This window comes from Vulcanimicrobium alpinum (assembly GCF_027923555.1).
Taxonomy (GTDB): Bacteria; Vulcanimicrobiota; Vulcanimicrobiia; order Vulcanimicrobiales; family Vulcanimicrobiaceae; genus Vulcanimicrobium; species Vulcanimicrobium alpinum.
In genome coordinates, this window is record NZ_AP025523.1 from 1680536 (window position 1) to 1697973 (window position 17438).

The following is a 17438-nucleotide window of genomic DNA, read 5'->3' on the forward strand; positions in this document are numbered from 1 at the left end:
GCGAAGGTCGTCGAGACCGTGATCGTCGCCCGGACCGTCCACATCGCCGACCCGCTCGCCCGTGCGAACGTCGTCGAGGCGTTGGCGGGAGCAGGCGCGCCGGTCGGCGTCATCGAGGTCACGCGCGACGGTTCGGCGGTGACGGTGCGGTTCGACGACGCGATCACGCCGAGCGATCTGATCGACGACCTGGTCGCGATTGAGTCGGTGCTGGTCCCGGAGTGGACGCCGAACGACCTCGCTCTCGAGGACGCCGCCGCGATCGCCGCCGCCGGGCTCGGCGACCCCGACCTCGACGCCGACCGCATCCTCGAAGCGCATCTGGGGACGCGCTCGTGAACTGGCCGCATCTCCCGGTCCACGTCACGCTCACCGACGCGATCGACATCGTTGCGACGTCGATCCTGGTCTACTATCTCTTGCTCCTCATCCGCGGGACGCGGGCCGTGCAGATCATGCTCGGTCTGTTCGCGCTCGTCGTCATCCTCGCCGTCTCGAACCTGCTTCATCTGCTCGTCCTCGCTACCGTGATGCAGTACCTGCTCCTCGGGACGGCCGTCACGCTGCCGATCATCTTCCAGCCGGAACTGCGGCGCGGGCTCGAACAGCTCGGCCGCGGGCGGCTCTTCGTGCGCGACCGCCGCGCCGAGGACGCGACGGTCGCCGAGCAGATCCGGGTGATCGCGCAGGCGGGCTTCACGCTCGCGACGATGCGCACCGGCGCCTTGATCGTGCTCGAAGGACAGACCGGCCTGCGTGAATATGTGGAGAGCGGGACGATGCTCGACGCGCGCCTTTCGCTCGACTTGCTGCTCGCGATCTTCAACAAGACGTCGCCGCTCCACGACGGTGCTGTGATCGTGCGCGATCTTATCGTCGAAGGCGCGGCGTGCTTTCTGCCGCTCAGCGACAACACGATCGCCGTCGACCGTCACGTCGGGACGCGCCATCGGGCCGCCGTCGGCCTCACCGAGCAGACGGACGCCGTGATCGTCGTCGTCAGCGAAGAGACGGGGCTCGTTTCGGTCGCGCGCGCCGGCCGGCTCTCGGTGCCGATCGACGACGAGGAGCGGCTGCGCCGCGTGCTCGCGGCGTGCGTCCGTCCGACGCGGCGCAGTGCCAAGGCCGACGGCAGTCCGCTGGCCAAACTGTTCGCGCGCCCTCTCGATCAGCTCAGAACGCGTGCTCACTCTCCTCAAGAACAATTTCGGACTTAAGGTGCTCTCGGTCTGCCTCGCGCTCGCGGCGTGGGGCTATTTTCATCTGGCCGCCGCACCCGGAACGATCGCGCGCTTCGACCAGAGCCTGCTCGTGCCGATCGTCGTGACCGGCCTGCGGCCCGGATATCAGGCGAATTATCCGCTGAAGAACGCGACGGTCGTGATCGAAGCGCCGCGCAACGGACCCGAGATCAAGCCCGAACAGTTCCGCGCCGTCCTCGACGTGACCGATCTGGAGCTGGGCGAGCACAGCGTTCCGGTGAAGATCGTCTCGCCCGACGTTCCGGTGAAACAAGTCCAGCCGGGGACCGTCTCGGTGACGATCGACCGGCTCGATCAGCGCACCGTTCCGGTCTCGTTCGACTACGTCGGCGAACGGCGCAACGTCGTAGTCGACGCGCCGGCCGTTTCGCCCGCGACCACGACGCTGCGCGGCGTCGCAAGCGAACTCAACCGCGTCGCGGGGGTGCGGGTCGAGATTCCGATCCCGGCCAAGCCGCAGCAGTTCGACGCGATGATCCGTCCGACGCCGACGGACGCGCGCGGCGCGGAGATCACCGGCGTGCAAGTTTCGCCGAACCTCGTGCGCGTCCGCGCGAACTTCGTCGCCCCCAGCGCCGCGCATCCCGCGACGCCGCACTAGCAAAGGACCACGCGAGCGTTTTCGATGGGTACGTATTTCGGAACCGACGGCGTCCGCGGCGTCGCCAACGGCGACCTCACGCCGGAACTCGCGTACGCCGTCGGGCGTGCCGGCGCCGCGGTGATCGCGCACGCGCAGCCGATGGACCGGCCGATCGTCGTCGGGCGCGACACGCGGCTCTCCGGGCCGATGCTCGAGGGCGCGATCGTCGCGGGGATCACGTCGACCGGGCGCAACGTCCTGCAAGTCGGGGTCGTCCCGACGCCGGGCGTCGCGGCGATCACGACGCGGATCGAGGCGGCGGCGGGCGTGATGATCTCCGCGTCGCACAATCCGATCGAAGACAACGGGATCAAGTTCTTCGGCGCCGACGGCTTCAAACTGTCGGACGCGACCGAGAGCGAGATCGAATCGCTGCTCGCCGATCCGTCGCTGCCGCGCCCGACCGGGCTCGACATCGGGATCGCATCGCACGCGCGCGGGCTGATCGACCGGTATTTCTCGCTGCTCGTCGAGGCCGGCGGCGATCTGAGCGGGCTCACGATCGTCGTCGATGCCGCGTTCGGTGCAGCGCATCTGGTCGGCCCGAAGATCTTCGCCCGGTTGGGCGCGCGCGTCGTCGCGATCAACGACGAAGACGACGGCAGCCGCATCAACGTCGCGTGCGGCGCCACCGACTTGCGGATGCTGCAGGGACGGGTGCGCGACGAGATCGCGCGCACCAGCGGTCCCGTCGTCGGCGTCGCGTTCGACGGCGATGCCGATCGCGCGCTGTTCGTCGACGAACGCGGCGACATCCTCAACGGCGACCGCGTGATGCTGATCCTCGCGCGCGATCTCGCCGGTCGCGGCGAGCTGCCCGCGAACACCGTCGTCGGCACGGTCATGTCGAACATGGGCTTCGAGAAGGCGCTCGAGCGTGAGGGGCTTCGGCTCGTGCGCGCCGCGGTCGGCGATCGGTACGTGCTCGAAGCGATGCGCGGCGGCGGCTATCGTTTCGGCGGCGAGCAGTCGGGGCACGTGATCGACCTGCAGCGCGGAACGACCGGCGACGGTCCGATGACGGCGGTCGCGCTGTTCTCGATTGCTGCGCGCACGCGCACCCCGCTGCGCGATCTCGCCGCCGGCATGTCGGTGTATCCGCAGGTGCTGGTCAACGTGCGCGTCGCCGACAAGAGCGTCGGCGACCATCCGGCGGTGCGCGACGCCATCGCGGCGGCGGAACGCGTCCTCGCCGGCGACGGACGGATTCTGGTGCGTCCGTCGGGGACCGAGCCGCTCGTCCGAGTAATGGTCGAAAGCACCGACGAGGCGCGCACCCGCGATGTGGCCGAGTCGGTCGCCCGAACGATTCGCGGCCTGACCCCGGCGGTCTAAGATTTTCTTTACGCCTCGAGGGACCATCGGGGAGGAGAACGGGATCGTTTGGTCCGAAACCCAGAATTGTCACGTTGCCTTAACAATGTGGTGAACTTGGCGGGACGTGCTATCGCACCGCTGGTGTCAAATTTTGCCTGCTTGCAGATCACGGAGTCCGGACGTCGCAGGGCCGGAGCGGGGGACATCCAGGTAGGGGTGAATGCGCCGGTCGGCGCTAGGGCGATTCTTCCGTCCGAACCCGTCAACTAACCCCGTACGTGTGGAAGAAGGAGCAGTTGCTGCATCGTTCCATCCTCACCGGGTTGTTCGTTTGCATCCTCGCCGCCGGAGCGCCGGCGATCGCGAGCGCCGATACGACGACGAGCGATACGGGCGTCGCGGCGCCCACGGCCGGCGCCGACCTCGCGATGTGGAATGCCCCCGCCGAAGAGGCCGCGCCGGCACCCGTCGCCCCCCGGTCGCTCGGCAACGTCCTGCACGTGCAGAAATTCGCCAGCGGCATCGCGGCTCGCGGCGCTGCGATGGCGTCGAGCCTGACCCGCAACGCCTTGCGGTTTCTGGGCGTCCCGTACTCGTTCGGCGGCACCACGCCGCGGGCGTTCGACTGCTCCGGATACACGCAGCACGTGTTCGCCATGATGGGCCTGCATCTGCCGCGCACGGCCGACGCGCAGTTCTACGCCGCGCACCGCTTCCGCGGCACGCCGAAGCCCGGGGATCTGGTTTTCTTTCAGACCTACGAAGTGGGACCGTCGCACGTCGGGATCTCGCTGGGCGGCGACCGGTTCGTCCACGCGTCGTCCAGCCACGGCGTGACCGTCTCGAGCCTGCACGACTCGTACTGGTCGGCGCGGTACCTCGGAGCGAAACGCGTCGTCGAATAACCGTACCGATCTCGACCTCGTCGAACGAGCGGCCAACGGCTATGTCGTGTGGCCGCTTTCCGTTGTCGCGATCTTCCGCGAAACAGCCAACGCGACCGAATGGTCGCGTCTGCACGCGCGGCAGTCGTTCGTCTTCGGCCTCGGCGCGATCGGCGCGTATCTCGTGCTGTTGGCGCTGCCGCTCGCGATCGTCCTGCTGATCCCCGACGTCTCGACCGGCGCGGTGGTCTGGCTCTACGCCGTCGGATTGCTCGCCGACGTCGTCGGCGCCGTCGTGCTGGTCTCGCTCGCGTTCCGGTATCGCGCACGTGCGCTGCGCGGCGAGCTTCTTCGCGATCCCCCTGGTGACGCCGCTCGCGGATCGCTTTCTGCGGTACGAGCGCCGTTGAGCGCGCGCGAGGGAAGCGCGGCGCCGGAGCGAATGCCGGGACGCCGCATGATGGGGCGTAGCCAAGCGGTAAGGCAGCGGACTTTGACTCCGCCATGCGTTGGTTCGAATCCAGCCGCCCCAGCAGCGTGACCGGCGCGCCCTTCGGCGATCGACTGCCTCGCGTGCTCGACGCCTTCGCGCGCGGGGATCTCGAGGAGGCAGCCGGGTGTTTCTCGGCGGAGGCTGAGTACCGTGAAGCCGGGGCGGAGGCGGTTCGCGGACGCGAAGGGATCGCCGCGCACTTCGCACGCTACGCAGCCGCCGGACCGGCGTGGCGGTTCGAGGTCGACGAGGTGGTGCGCGACGGCGACCGTGCGTGCGTCGTGTACCGGTTCTTGGTCGCCGGAGGCGCAGGCGAGCCGTGGCGCGAACGCGCGGGTTGCGCCACGGTGCATCTCGATCGGGACGGTCTGATCGCTGCATGGCGGGAGTACAGGGGATGAACGTCAACGGACAAGCATCGGAGCATCACCACGAAGACATCTCGATCCGCGTGCACGTCGCGGACGGACTCCACGTCTTCGAACTGGCCGGCTCGCTCGACATCGCGACATCGCCGAGCGTGCGCGCCGCGCTCACCGATGCTTCGGAACGGGGCGATCATCGTCTGATCGTCGATCTTACCAAGGTGGAGTTCCTCGACTCGACCGGGCTGGGCGCGCTCATCGGCGGGCAGCGGCGCGCAAAGGAGTTCGGCGGCGAAGTTCGGCTCGTCGCGAAGGAGGGGCAGATTCTGCGCCTGCTGCGCATCACCGGCCTGCTCAAAGTGTTCGCGGTCTACCCGCGTTTGGACGACGCCGTCAGCGACGGCGAACGCGTCGGCGACCTCTAGCTCCTCAGCCCGCCGCGCCGGCGCGCAAGCTCTCGTCGAGGATCTCGACGACGTGCTTGATCGCGATGTGCGACGCGCCCGCTCGATCGAGGCCGTTGCGCATCTGGAGCGCGCAGCCCGGGTTCGCGGTGGCGACCGTCTGGGGCGCGGTTTCGATGATGCGGTCGACCTTGCGCCGCTGCAGGCGCTGCGACATCTCGGGCTGCGTCACGTTGTAGATGCCGGCCGAGCCGCAGCACAGCGACGACTCGGGCATCGCGCGGAGTTCGAGCCCCGGAACGAGCGCCAGCAAGCGGCGCGGCGGCGCGGTGATGCGCTGCGCGTGCGCGAGATGACACGCGTCTTGGTACGTGACGACGCCCGGGACGGGCCCGAACTTCTCCGGCGCGATCCCGATCTCGTCGAGATACTCGGTCACGTCGCGCACCTTGGCGGAGAAGGCGCGCGCGCGTTCGGCCCACGCCGGATCGTCGTGAAAGAGGTTTGCGTACTCTTTGAGCGCCGAACCGCAGCCTGCCGCGTTGATCACGTAGACGTCGGCACCGCTCTGTTCGAACGCGGCAATGTTGCGCATGGCGAGGCCGCGGCCGCGTTCCATTTCGCCGGCGTGAATCGTGATCGCGCCGCAGCAGCCCTGCGCTGACGGAACGACGACGGTGACGCCTGCGGCGTTCAGTACGCGCACCGTCGCTTCGTTCCAGGCGGCGAACGCGACGTGCATGACGCAGCCCGCGTGCAGCAGCGCGGTCGCGCGCGACGTTCCTGGCGCGGAAAAGCGCTGATCGCGCGGGATGAAGAACCGGTCGGAGACGCGCGGCGCGAGCGCCTCGACGTCCTGCAGTCCGAGCGCGCGCAGCACGCCGCTGCGCAGGACGAGAGCGCGCAATCCGCTGCGCTGGTAGAACTTCAGCAGCCGCGCCGCGGCGCGCATCACGCCCAGATGTTCGAACATCGTGCCGATCAAGAGCGCGCGCCCGAGGCGTGCGTACCAGGAGCGTGCCGGGGCCAGCGCGCGCGTCACCTGCGTGCGCGCCGGCTCGAGAATCCGCCCGTACTCGACACCCGACGGGCACACGGCCTCGCAGGCACGGCAGTCCAGACACTCCGACATCTGATGGACGAAGCCCGGGCTGGTGAGGTCGAGCCGCTCCTCGGCGACCGCTTTGATGAGCGCGATGCGCCCGCGCGGCCCCGACGTTTCGACCAGGGTTTCGACATAAGTCGGACAGGTGGGGAGGCACAGCCCGCAGCGCACGCAGCGGTCGAAGACCTCCGACGGCGGAACGTCGGGGGCAACGAAGCCGCGGTGCACGTCGGGTTCGATCACGATGACGTTCGCTTCGCGAGCGCGAAACGAGAGCCATGCCCGCCCGCACCGTCTTGCGCTGCAGCGCCTGCGACCGGATCGCCGACGATTCCGGCGCGCTCGCGTGCGCCGCATGCGGCGAGCTCCTCGCCTTCGTCATCGAGTCGGCCGCGTTCGATCCGGCGGCGATCGACGCGACCGCGCGCGCGCGCCGCGCCTCGCTCGAGGCGCACGACCGCAGCGGCGTGTGGCGCTTTCGGGAACTGCTCCCCGACGTCGCGCTCGATGCGATCACCACGATGCGCGAGGGCGACGTCCCGCTCTTCGACGCGCCGCACGGCGCGGCGTACGCCGGGGTCGATCGTCTCGCGTACCTGCATCTCGGAGCGAACCCGACGGCGTCGTTCAAGGACGCAGGGATGACGGTTGCAATCTCGCACGCGCGGGAGCGCGGCGCGCGCGTCGCGGTCTGCGCGAGCACGGGGAACACGGCGGCGTCGATGGCGGCGTATGCGGCGCGCGCCGGGATCACGGCCGTCGTGATCGCACCGGTCGACGGGATCAGCGCGTCGAAGGTCGCGCAGACTCTCGACTACGGCGCGCACGTCGTCGCGGTCGTCGGCGATTTCGACGACGCGCTGCGCGCGGTGCGTGCGCTCGATCCCGCCGTCGCTGCGGTGGTCAACAGCGTGAACCCGTACCGCATCGAAGGGCAGAAGACGGCCGCGCTGGTGCTGCTCGAACAGCGCGCGTGGCGCGCGCCGGACTGGGTGATTCTGCCGGGCGGCAATCTCGGCAACACCAGCGCCCTCGGCAAGGGATTCCGGGAAGCGCAGACGATCGGGCTCACCGCGCGCACGCCGCATCTCGGCGTCGTGCAGGCCGCGGGTGCCGCACCGTTCGCGCGCGCGTGGCGCGACGGCGCCGATCTGGTTCCGGTACGCGCGCAGACCGACGCCACCGCGATTCGCATCGGCGCGCCGGCATCGTGGAAGAAGGCGCGGGCCGAGGTGCGGGCATCGGGTGGGACGGTGCTCGACGTCGAGGATGCGGCGATCGCCGACGCGCGCGCGGTGATCGGTCGCGACGGCGTCGGCTGCGAGCCGGCATCGGCGGCGTCGCTCGCGGGATTGCGGCGGCTCGTCGCCGAGGGCGCCGTCGCGGCTGATGCGGATATCGTCTGCGTCCTCACCGGCCACGTTCTCAAAGACACGGCGTACGCAACGCGCTATCACGAATCCGGCGCGCGCTATGCCAACACGATCGTCCGCGGGACCGAGATCGCGACGTACCTGCACGCGCTGATCGGCGCGCCGGCATAAGCGGCGTGCGCGCGTTTCGCATCAGCGCGCCGGCATCGAGCGCAAACCTCGGCGCGGGATTCGACGCCGTCGGGATCGCGATCGAGATTCGCATTACCGCCGAGGTGCGCGAACGCGCGCCGGGACTTGCAAACCGTTGGACGTACCGCGGCGCGCACGCCCCGACGCACGACGGGCTGCGAACGTGCATCGAAGCGGGGATCGCGGCGCTCGCGCCTTCTGCGCCGCCGCTCGACGTCGATCTGGACAATGCGATCCCGCTCGGTGCGGGCTTGGGGAGCAGCGCCGCCGCGTATGCGATCGGCGTCGCGATCGGGGCGCAGTTCGCGCCCGCGACGATCGAAGACGACGTGCAGGCGCGCGCCGTCGCGGCCCTCGAGGGGCATCCGGACAACGCCCTCGCGGCGTGGTACGGCGGTGCGGTCGTCGCCGCCACGGGCGACGACGGGCTGACTTCGATCCGCTTTCCGCCGCCCGACGTTCGAGCGGCCGTCGTCGTGCCGTCGATCGTCCTGCCGACCGCCGAGGCGCGCGCGCTCCTGCCGCAGACCTATGCGCGGGCCGACGTCGTGCACAATATTCAGCGCGCGGCGCTGCTCGGGGCGGCGCTCGCCGCCGGCCGGATCGACCTGCTTCGGGCGGCGGTACGGGACACGCTGCACCAGCCCTATCGCGCCGCTGCGATCCCAGGTCTGCGCGAAGCGTTGGCGCTCGAGGATCCAGCGTTGGCCGCCGTAGCGCTCTCGGGCGCGGGACCGTCAGTGCTGGCCCTGGTCTTCGGCGATCCTCGCCCGGTCGCTGCGCGGATCGCGGCGTGCTTCGAGCGGGCGGGGGTCGCGAGCACGGTGCTCACGCCGGCGCTGGCGGCGAGCGGCGTCTCGATGACGCTGGCGGAGCCTGCCACGGGGAGCGCATGAGAGCGAGCGCCCGAGAGGGGCCGCATGCGGCCGCGAGAAGGGAGCGGGAATGATCAACGTGAGCGTGGGTTCGCCGGCCGGGACGTGTACCGTCGCGAACCCGGCGTTTTACCGCTACGTCCTGCGTTTGGGCGAAGCGCCGCTGCGGGTGACGTCGCTCGATCGCGCGCAGCTCGACGTGCTGGCGAACGTTCCTCACGCATACGCAGACGAAGAAGAATGCGCCGGCGACGGCTGGCGGATCGTACCGGCGATGTCGTACGAAGACTGGCCGGTTCTCGAAGCGACCCCGCAGCGACTGCGGGCGGCGTTTCAAACCGCGCGGCGCGTGCTGTGGGCGAACGCGGGTCCCGTCGGGATCAGCGCCGTCGACATGATCGCGATCGACACCGAGATCGAGTCGGTGCTCGGCGTGCTGCGTCAGGCGGAAGCCGGCGGCTTCAGCGTCAACGTCAGCTACGTAAGCTGAACGATCAGCGCGACGGGGCGTCGCGCGTGCAGGTGTCGCCGCCCATCGGTTTGAGCGAGCCGTCGGCGAGCTGCGTCGCGAACGCGCGATCGAAGCGACGTTCGTCGACGAGCGTGTAGGTGATGCGGCCTTGCGCAGGTGTCGTCGCGCCCGCGGGCCAGTAGGGCCCGCTCCACACGAACGTGCGATCGGATGTCGCCGGCGAGGTGAGGTCGGCGTACGCGCCGTCGGCGTGAAAATCGCGGTAGATGAAGCGCTGCAGGCCGGCGACGTAGCCCATCACCGCAGTCCCGTCCGGATGCGCCGGCGCACCGTACGTGACGCGCACCCACGCGTCGCCGTCGTCCAGCGGCGTGTAGGTCCACGGCACCGCGGCGCAATGCCACGAGCCGAGGAAATAGCGCACTCTCGGCGTCGCGGCGTCAGAGATCCCCGCCGCGATCGCGATCGCGAGCGCGAACGGTACGATCACTGCTTGTTGCCGAAGAGCGATCCGAGCACGCCGCCGATATTGCTCTGACCGCCGGCCTGCTGCGCGCCTTCGGCCGCCGGTTCGTGATAGGTCATCGACTGCAGACCGACGCGCCCCGGGCCGGTGAAGCGATTCATGATCAGCGACGCGCCGCCGACGAACGCCCCGAGTGCGCCGAGCAGTCCGCCGCCGGCGCCGCCCGACTGCAGGACGCTGACGGTCTCCATCGCGACGTTGGCGTCTTTCCACAGCCACGCGCCGGGTTCGACGTCGATCTGCTCGCCGGGCGCGAGCGTCTTCTCGAACACGTTGCCGTAGCCGTGCAGCAGAAGAAGACCTTCGCCCTGCTGCGCGGTGAAGCGGTCGATAAAGAGACCGGTACGCGAGAGGAAGAGGTTCGCCAGACCCTGCTGCCAGTAGAAATCGTACGCGACCGTATCGGTCGCGAGCAGAAACTGGTGCTCGCGCACGTCGATCGCCTGGCCGGGACGCAGCCGCAGCGCGACGATTTGTCCCGGCGCCTCGCGCGAGAACGCGATGTTGCCGGGTCCTTGCGCGGTCGAGATGAAGATCTGCAAGCCCGCGAAGAATCGCTTTCCCGCGTTCTGCAGGTTCATGAAGCCCAGCCGCACCTGCGGCTGCTTCCACAGCAGGATGTGATGCTCGAAGTAGACGCTGTTGCGCGGCCCGAGTTCGACGTCGACGACCGGTACGAGCTCGCCCTCGACGCGCACGGTGGTGTCGCCGACGACGATCGGTTCCTTGGGGTTGTCACCCTCGGCGACCGGCTCGGTGTAGGTTCCGACCGAGACGGGCTGGGGCGCCGGCGCGCCGCAGTTGGGGCAGAAGCGAGCCCCGTCGGGGACGTTGCTTTGGCAGCTCGGGCACGTCATGCCGCGGCGATTCGCCGGGCCGGTTCACAAGCCTGGGCGTGGCCTCGAGGTAAGCGCCGGCGGGCCTGCGGTCAGACCAGCAGCTGCCGGAGACAACCCGTTTGCGTCGCGGCGATCAGGGCGATCCCGGCCGTGATCGAGAGGAGCGCGAGCAGCACCATCAGCGCGATCTCAGGCGTGGTCGCACCCGCAGCGACGCTGAGCGGAAAGCTCTCGGTCATCGCGTTTCCGCCCGCGACCGACGCCTCGACCGCCAGCGTCCAGGTCCCCGGGGTAGCGAGCGGGAGCGAGGCGCTGTAGCGTCCGCCGGCGGTGCGGCTGAGCGGTACGCGCAGGTTCTCGCCGCCCGGCGACGTGCCGACGATGGTGACGCTCGACGCGCGCGGAGCGCGAACGCCGACGGCGACCGGCCGCGTGTCCACGTAGCGGTCGAGCCGCTCGATCTGCGGCGTTGGCCCGCCGATATCGATCCCAAGGGCCTGCGCGGAGGCGGCGCTCGCGAGAGCGGGCGTGCCGGCAAGGGCGAGAACGAGGACGGCGACCGTGCGGAAGATCGAGAGGCGCTGTACCCATCGGAGCGGCGTGGGTATCAGAAGGACGTGGAACGTGACGACGAGGTCGAACCCGTGGGCACTACATAGGATCCGGACTTCGCCTCGGTCGAGGACGTCGGCGAATTGCCGCCCGAGAATCCGTCAGTCGACGACGTCTGACCGCTAGGTGGAGCGCCCCAGCGCGTCCCGGGACGCCAGCGCTTCTCGGTGTTTCACCGCTCCACTTAGTAACGGAAATACCGATTATCGTCCAAAAGCCCGGTCGCGGCGTAGCTGAACGCGCCCGCGAACAAGGGCCAACGGCAGATGGTTCTCGCGCTGATCAACACGGCGGGGGATCGTCCTGATGCGAGCGGAAAAACACCGATCGTGTCCCCAGCCGTGGTGTACGAGCGGTGGCTCGGCGAGGGTAGCGCTCAGCCGTTAATCACGGCGGAGAGCTTGGCGGGCTGATTATCGCTGACGGCACTGAGTCCTTCGAGTTGCATGTAGCGCCGCTGCAGTTGCCATTCGTCGTTCTGTTCCAGTAGGAGCGCACCGACGAGGCGTACGATGGCAGCATCGTTCGGGAAGATACCGACGACATCGGTGCGCCGCTTGATCTCCGCGTTGACCCGTTCGAGCGGATTGGTTGAGGCGATCTGCTTGCGGTGCGCCTTGGGAAAGTCCATGTACGCGAGCACGTCGTTCTCGGCGTCGTCCATCATCGCCGCGAGCTTCGGGAACTTCTGCCGAAGCTGCTCGGAGACGATACGCCATTGCTCGTGCGCAGCTTCCGCTGTCTCTTGCGCGAATACCGTGTTGATCAACGCGAGGACCATCTGCCGTTGCCCTTTACCCGCATGTGCGAGCGCGTTTCGCATAAAATGCACGCGGCAGCGCTGCCACGTTGCTTTGAATACTTTCGCGATGGCCGCTTTCAGGCCGACATGCGAGTCGGAAATGACGAGCTTGACACCGCGCAATCCGCGGCGGCTCAAGCTGCGAAGAAAGTCGATCCAGAACGGCTCTGCTTCGCTCGGACCAACCGCGAGGCCCAACAATTCCCGTGTCCCATCGGTGTTTACGCCGACGGCCAGTATCACGGCGACCGAGACGATGCGTCCGCCGGAGCGCGTCTTCACGTACGTCGCGTCGATCCAAAGATAGGGCCAGTCGCCTTCGATCGGCCGGGTAAGAAATGCGTTCACGCGTTCGTCGATCTCTTCGCACAGCCGTGAGACCTGACTCTTGGAGATGCCTGTCATCCCCATCGCCTTGACGAGCTCGTCGACCGAGCGCGTGGAGATGCCCTGGATGTAGGCCTCTTGGATGACGGCGGTGAGCGCCTTCTCCGCCGTGCGGCGCGGCTCGAGGAACGCGGGGAAGTAGCTACCTTTGCGCAACTTGGGGATGCGCAGTCCGATCGTGCCGGAACGCGTCTCCCATTGGCGCTCGCGGAAGCCGTTGCGGGCGTTCTGTCGGCCGGGGCCGCGCTCGCCGTAGGGCAAGCCGCAGAGTTCCTCAACATCGATCTCCATGATCCGCTGCGCGGCGTACTGGAGCATCTCGCGAACGAAGTCGACGTCGCCGCCCTTTTCGACGAGCTCGGAAAGTGCGATACTGGGTTTGGCCATCGTGGATCCCTTTCGGTCGGTTATTTGTTGCAAAAACAACCTTCGCCGAAAGCCACGATGGCCGCTCTCTATGCTACAAGGGCGACCCTCTCATACACCACGGGCCGGGACACGATCTGGGGCCGCTTCGCTGACGGCACGCAAGATCACGGTCATATTTCGATGGCGGCCGTTCACGGTGCTTCCGACTCGGCGATCGGCCGCGCCCTGCAGATGAGCTCTTCTTCTCCCCCTCGCGCTAGGGCTCGCCGCCGCTGGTCCGGAATCATGCTCTCCGTGGCTGCCGCCCGCCGACGTTATGATGCCGCCGCGTTCGTTTCCGACGATCCGGCGATCGCACGGTTCGCGCAGTATTTGCAGCTGCGGCGCATGAGTCCGAAGACGTCGATTGCCTATCAGCGTGATCTCGAGAGTTTCGGCTCGTTCTTGAAAGCCGGAGCCGCCGGGGCGAAGGACCTCGACGCGCACCAGCCGCCGCCCTACGACGGCCTCGAGACGGCGACGACCGGCGACGTGCTGCGCTACGTTCAGCGGCTCAACGGCTCGCGCGCGTACGCGCCGCGTTCGCTGGCGCGCAAGATCTCGGCGCTCACGACGTTCTACAAGTTTCTGCGGTTCGAGGGGCGCCGCTCGGATAACCCGGCGGCCGACATTCCGCGGCCGCGGATCGGGAAAGCCCTCCCGAAAGCGCTCTCGGAGCGCGACGTCAACCGCGTCCTCGACACGCGGATCGCGGGCTTGAGCGAAGCGCAGCGTCTGCGCGATGTCGCGATCCTCGAATGCCTGTATTCGAGCGGGATCCGGCGGTCCGAGCTGCTGGGACTCGATCTCGGCGACGTCGATTTGGAAGAACGGACGCTGCGGGTGATCGGCGGGAAGGGCAACAAGGACCGCATCGTTCCGATGACGCATGCCGCCGCCGCCGCGATGCATGCGTATGCCGGCGTCCGCCCGCGCAACGCCGGGCCGTCGTTCTTCGTCGGACGCGGCGGCGCGCGGCTGAGCGAATCGGCGCTCTATAAAATCGTGAAGACGTACATGGCGATCGCCGGGATCGACGCGCACGCCACGCCGCACACGCTGCGCCACACCGCAGCCACCCATTTGTACGAGCACGGCGCCGACTTGCTCGTGATCAAAGAGATCCTCGGCCACGAGAGCCTGGCGACGACGCAGATCTACACCAAGGTCGCGCGCAAGCGGGTCTCCGAACAGTTCGACGCCGCGCATCCGCGCGATCGCCGTGAATAATCCCGTACTCGTCGTACAGTTCAGCGGCATCTGGCCCGCCGTCGCCTTCGCGCTGGCGGCCGGGACGGTCGTGGCCGGGCTCTTTCGCGTGCTCACAGCCGGGAGCGTCCCGCGACCGCGGCCCCAAGTGCACCGCGATCCCCTCCTCCTGATGCTCTTCGCGCTCGTCGCGCTCGTCGTCGAGGGAGGCTTCTACATGCACGCGCAAAGCGATCTCGCGGCATACCGGAACGATCCAAGCTGCACCGAGCTCGCCGTCGAGCCGGGCGCAGGCGCCTGCCGCTTCGACGTCGTTCAGATCGTGCACGCCTATTCGAGCGGTACCAAGTCGCGTTCGTATCATCTGCAGCTCGAGCGAGCCGACGGTACGAACGACGACGTCGTCATCCCGTACAACGCGGTGTGGTCGGGCGTCCGTTATCGCGGAGACCATTCGGCGAAGGTGCAGTTCTTCCGCAACCGCATCGTGTCGGTCGCGACGACCTCCGGATACAGCCACACGAACGACATGCCGGCGGATGCGATGGACCGGTACTTTCTGCTCGGGATGCTCACCGGCGGGGTCGGCTTGATCGCGGCGGTCGCGAGAGCGATGCAGCGCAGTTAAGTGAACCGCGCGGACTTCATCGGCGCCGCGTGTGCGGCGGCGGCATCGGCCGGCATTCCCGCGCCGAGAGCCGGCGCTCCCGCCGTCCTCAAAGCGCCGCGTCTGCGCCCGGGCGATGCCGTCGGGCTGGTCGCACCGTCCGGGCCGATGGAATCCGCGCGGGACTTGCAGCACGGCCTGGATCAGATCGCACTGCTCGGCCTGCGTCCCGTCATCGGCAAACACGCGATGGACAAGCTCGCCTATCTCGCCGGCAGTGATGCCGCCCGGGCCGACGACATCAATACGTTCGCGCGCGATCCGACTATTCGCGGGATCTTCGCGCTGCGCGGCGGCTACGGCGCGATGCGCATCCTCGATCTCATCGACTACGCCGCATTCGCGGCGGATCCGAAAGTCGTCTTCGGCTTCTCCGACGTGACCGCGCTGCTCAACGCCGTCACCGCTCGAACCGGGTTGGTCACATTCCATGGCCCGGTCGCGGCGTACTCAACCTACACGCCTGCCGTCGTGCGCGAGATTCTCGCCGCCGTGATGTCGGCCACGCCGATCGGCACGCTGCACAACGAGACGGCGGCGACCGTCGTCCCGGGGATCGCGCACGGCAGACTCGTCGGCGGCAATCTGACGCTCGTGAGCGCGCTGGCTGCGACGCCCTACGCGATCCCGTACGCGGGCAACATTCTCTTTCTCGAAGACGTCCACGAAGAGCCGTACCGCATCGATCAGATGCTCACGACGCTGATGCTTGCGGGCTTGCTTCAGAGCGCTGCGGGGATCGCGGTCGGCGCGATCTCGGAGCCGAACGTGAAGCCGGAACACGAACCATCTCCGGAACTCGCGCAGACGCTGCGCGACCGGCTTACGCTCGCCCGGCGGCCGGCCGCGCGCGGTCTGCAGTTCGGCCACATCCTCGACCAGTGGATCGTCCCGATCGGGCTGGCGGCGACGCTCGACGCGACCGCATGCACGTTGAGCATCGGCGAAGCGGCCGTCACGTAGACGCGTCGCGTTCGCGCGTTCCCTCGCGCGCGTGGACGAGCGCCGCAAGCGTTTCGTTGTAGGGCGTCGTCACAGCGGCGCGGCGGCCCGCGGCGACGACGGCACCGTTGATGAAATCGACTTCGGTCGGCACGCCGGATCGCAAATCGTAGAGCATCGAGTTGTCGAGTTCCGCCGTCTGCTCGACGATCGAGCGGACGTACGACCACGGATCGGTGAACGGCAGCGGGATGCGCATCGCGTTCGCGACCGTCGCCGCTTCCTGCGCGAGCGACCGCGCGACTTCGCCCGCGTAGACGTCGGTCAGCACGACGCCGTTGGGTCGCTCGAGCAGCGCGGAGACAGGATTGATCGCGGCGTTTGCGATCAGCTTCCCCCACAGATGCGGGCGTATGTCGTACGCCGTGCTCGCGCGGAATCCGGCATCCGCCAGCAGCCGCGCGACGCGATTGCACGCTTCCGGCGATGCGCCGGCGCTGCCCAAGACGGTCGACCCGTCGCCGACGCGGCGCGCCTGTCCGGGCCCCAGCGTGAGCGCCGACTCCGTCGTTGCGCCGATCGCGAGCGAGATCGTGCTCCCCAGCGACGTCTTGATCGCCTCTTCGTTGCCCAGACCGTTCTGCAGCGAGACGATCGCGGTCGCCGGGCTCAGCTCGTTCACAAACGGGCGCACCGCCCGCAGCGTGTCGGTCGCGCGGACGAAGACGAAGAGCACCTGGACGCCGAAGAGTTCGCGCGCTTCCGTCGTCGCGCGGGCCGCGCGCGATTCGCCGTCGACCTGCAGCCCGTCGCGCGCGATCGCATCGACGATTTCGCGCCGCTGCTCGAGCAGCACCACGTCGTTGCCGGCGGCGAGCCGGTGGCCGAAGAGCGTTCCCAGGGCGCCGGCGCCCACGATCCCGATCCGCACGCTAGTAATAGTACCGGTAGGCGCGGCGCTGCGCCGTGTCGCGAATTTTGAAGAACCCGATCATGATCACTCCTGCGCAGAAGCCTCCGATGTGCGCGAAATACGCCGTTCCCCCCTGCGATGCCGCGGCCCGGTCGCTGACCGAGCCGAAGCCGTTGAGAAACTGCGTGAGCGCCCAGATCCCGATCACGACGATCGCGGGCAGGCGCAGAAACAACGGGAAACAGCCGATCGGCACGATCGTCCTCACGCGCGCGAGCGGAAAGTTCACGAGATACGCGCCGAGCACGCCGGCGATCGCCCCGGACGCCCCGAGCGCCGGGATGTGACTGTTGGGACCGATCGCGATTTGCGCGATCCCGCCGGCGATTCCGCTGAGCAGATAGAACACTGCGAAGCGCAAGTGACCGCACAGATACTCGACCGCCGGACCGAAGACCAGCAGAAAGAGCATGTTGAAAGCGATGTGCGGGATCGACCCGTGCAGGAACATCGACGTCACGATCGTCAGCGCCGGCACCGGCGGCGACGGAGGTGCGAGCGCAACGTCGTGCGTGATGTCGTACGGGATCGCGGCGAACGCGCCGATGAAACGGTCGATCCCGGGCCCCGACGCCAGTTCCTGGACGAAGACGTAGACGTTGATCGCGACGACCAGGTAGACGACGAACGGGAAGATCGGCCGCCGCTCATCGTCACCGATCGGGATCATCGCGTCGTCCTTTGCCGC

General features: G+C 68.4%; 20 protein-coding genes, 1 tRNA gene and 1 riboswitch. Of the genes, 14 read left to right on the forward strand and 7 right to left on the reverse strand.

Annotation, left to right across the window (positions count from 1 at the left end; all coding sequences use genetic code 11):
• The first annotated feature begins 18 nt into the window (after positions 1 to 18).
• The 8 genes from WPS_RS08640 to WPS_RS08675 all read left to right on the forward strand — a co-directional run bounded on the left by WPS_RS08640 (position 19) and on the right by WPS_RS08675 (position 5389).
• Positions 19 to 339: a hypothetical protein gene (locus tag WPS_RS08640; protein WP_317997403.1), complete on the forward strand. Its 321-nt coding sequence runs from the start codon at positions 19 to 21 to the stop codon at positions 337 to 339.
• The gene (cdaA, locus tag WPS_RS08645; protein WP_317997404.1) at positions 336 to 1217 is read left to right on the forward strand and encodes a diadenylate cyclase CdaA; all 882 of its coding nucleotides are present in this window, start codon (positions 336 to 338) and stop codon (positions 1215 to 1217) included. Before WPS_RS08640 ends, cdaA begins: the two co-directional genes overlap by 4 nt.
• Positions 1183 to 1863, forward strand: coding sequence for a CdaR family protein (locus WPS_RS08650; protein ID WP_317997405.1), 681 nt, complete (start codon positions 1183 to 1185; stop codon positions 1861 to 1863). The genes cdaA and WPS_RS08650 overlap by 35 nt, the downstream gene beginning before the upstream one ends.
• Positions 1864 to 1887: 24 nt before the next feature.
• Positions 1888 to 3240: a phosphoglucosamine mutase gene (glmM, locus tag WPS_RS08655; protein ID WP_317997406.1), complete on the forward strand. Its 1353-nt coding sequence runs from the start codon at positions 1888 to 1890 to the stop codon at positions 3238 to 3240.
• A 139-nt stretch (positions 3241 to 3379) separates the two neighbouring features.
• A riboswitch (cyclic di-AMP (ydaO/yuaA leader) is annotated at positions 3380 to 3518 on the forward strand.
• Positions 3519 to 4127, forward strand: a complete 609-nt coding sequence (locus WPS_RS08660; protein WP_317997407.1) for a C40 family peptidase — start codon at positions 3519 to 3521, stop codon at positions 4125 to 4127.
• 440 nt (positions 4128 to 4567) lie between these two features.
• Positions 4568 to 4639: transfer RNA gene (locus tag WPS_RS08665), tRNA-Gln, on the forward strand.
• 40 nt (positions 4640 to 4679) lie between these two features.
• The gene (locus WPS_RS08670) at positions 4680 to 5000 is read left to right on the forward strand and encodes a nuclear transport factor 2 family protein (protein WP_317997408.1); all 321 of its coding nucleotides are present in this window, start codon (positions 4680 to 4682) and stop codon (positions 4998 to 5000) included.
• Complete coding sequence (locus tag WPS_RS08675) at positions 4979 to 5389, forward strand: STAS domain-containing protein (RefSeq protein WP_317997409.1); 411 nt, start codon at positions 4979 to 4981, stop codon at positions 5387 to 5389. The genes WPS_RS08670 and WPS_RS08675 overlap by 22 nt, the downstream gene beginning before the upstream one ends.
• 4 nt (positions 5390 to 5393) lie before the next feature.
• On the opposite strand, the gene WPS_RS08680 is transcribed toward WPS_RS08675, so the two are convergent.
• Positions 5394 to 6716, reverse strand: coding sequence for a (Fe-S)-binding protein (locus WPS_RS08680; protein WP_317997410.1), 1323 nt, complete (start codon positions 6714 to 6716; stop codon positions 5394 to 5396).
• Positions 6717 to 6751: 35 nt separating this feature from the next.
• Between WPS_RS08680 and thrC the strand changes: the two genes are divergently transcribed.
• From thrC to WPS_RS08695, 3 genes are read left to right on the forward strand one after another with little or no spacing between them, the layout of a single operon-like run.
• Positions 6752 to 8017, forward strand: a complete 1266-nt coding sequence (gene thrC, locus WPS_RS08685; RefSeq protein ID WP_317997411.1) for a threonine synthase — start codon at positions 6752 to 6754, stop codon at positions 8015 to 8017.
• A gap of 5 nt (positions 8018 to 8022) precedes the next feature.
• Positions 8023 to 8934, forward strand: a complete 912-nt coding sequence (gene thrB, locus WPS_RS08690; protein ID WP_317997412.1) for a homoserine kinase — start codon at positions 8023 to 8025, stop codon at positions 8932 to 8934.
• Positions 8935 to 8983: 49 nt separating this feature from the next.
• Complete coding sequence (locus tag WPS_RS08695) at positions 8984 to 9403, forward strand: hypothetical protein (protein ID WP_317997413.1); 420 nt, start codon at positions 8984 to 8986, stop codon at positions 9401 to 9403.
• Positions 9404 to 9407: 4 nt separating this feature from the next.
• Here the strand turns inward: WPS_RS08695 and WPS_RS08700 are convergent, their stop codons facing one another.
• The 4 genes from WPS_RS08700 to WPS_RS08715 form a co-directional block, all read right to left on the reverse strand.
• Positions 9408 to 9875: a hypothetical protein gene (locus WPS_RS08700; protein ID WP_317997414.1), complete on the reverse strand. Its 468-nt coding sequence runs from the start codon at positions 9873 to 9875 to the stop codon at positions 9408 to 9410.
• Positions 9872 to 10768 carry an AIM24 family protein gene (locus tag WPS_RS08705; RefSeq protein ID WP_317997415.1) on the reverse strand — a complete coding sequence of 299 codons (897 nt, stop codon included), beginning with the start codon at positions 10766 to 10768 and terminating at the stop codon, positions 9872 to 9874. The genes WPS_RS08700 and WPS_RS08705 overlap by 4 nt, the downstream gene beginning before the upstream one ends.
• Before the next feature lie 71 nt (positions 10769 to 10839).
• Positions 10840 to 11190 (reverse strand): hypothetical protein, encoded by a 351-nt coding sequence (locus tag WPS_RS08710; RefSeq protein ID WP_317997416.1) that lies wholly within the window; start codon positions 11188 to 11190, stop codon positions 10840 to 10842.
• A gap of 548 nt (positions 11191 to 11738) precedes the next feature.
• Positions 11739 to 12938: an IS256 family transposase gene (locus tag WPS_RS08715; protein WP_317995515.1), complete on the reverse strand. Its 1200-nt coding sequence runs from the start codon at positions 12936 to 12938 to the stop codon at positions 11739 to 11741.
• Between the two features lie 276 nt (positions 12939 to 13214).
• Here WPS_RS08715 and xerA point away from each other — a divergent pair, with 276 nt between their 5' ends.
• Genes xerA through WPS_RS08730 form a run of 3 tightly spaced genes read left to right on the forward strand, consistent with a single transcriptional unit; the run spans position 13215 to position 15798 of the window.
• Positions 13215 to 14189 carry a site-specific tyrosine recombinase/integron integrase gene (xerA, locus tag WPS_RS08720; protein ID WP_317997417.1) on the forward strand — a complete coding sequence of 325 codons (975 nt, stop codon included), beginning with the start codon at positions 13215 to 13217 and terminating at the stop codon, positions 14187 to 14189.
• Positions 14182 to 14796, forward strand: coding sequence for a hypothetical protein (locus WPS_RS08725; protein WP_317997418.1), 615 nt, complete (start codon positions 14182 to 14184; stop codon positions 14794 to 14796). Before xerA ends, WPS_RS08725 begins: the two co-directional genes overlap by 8 nt.
• Positions 14797 to 15798: a S66 peptidase family protein gene (locus tag WPS_RS08730; protein ID WP_317997419.1), complete on the forward strand. Its 1002-nt coding sequence runs from the start codon at positions 14797 to 14799 to the stop codon at positions 15796 to 15798.
• On the opposite strand, the gene WPS_RS08735 is transcribed toward WPS_RS08730, so the two are convergent.
• Both WPS_RS08735 and WPS_RS08740 read right to left on the reverse strand, forming a co-directional pair.
• The gene (locus tag WPS_RS08735) at positions 15791 to 16708 is read right to left on the reverse strand and encodes a ketopantoate reductase family protein (protein ID WP_317997420.1); all 918 of its coding nucleotides are present in this window, start codon (positions 16706 to 16708) and stop codon (positions 15791 to 15793) included. The genes WPS_RS08730 and WPS_RS08735 overlap by 8 nt on opposite strands.
• A 1-nt stretch (position 16709) precedes the next feature.
• On the reverse strand, positions 16710 to 17420 hold the full coding sequence (locus WPS_RS08740; protein WP_317997421.1) for a rhomboid family intramembrane serine protease: 711 nt from the start codon (positions 17418 to 17420) through the stop codon (positions 16710 to 16712).
• Positions 17421 to 17438: the final 18 nt, after the last annotated feature.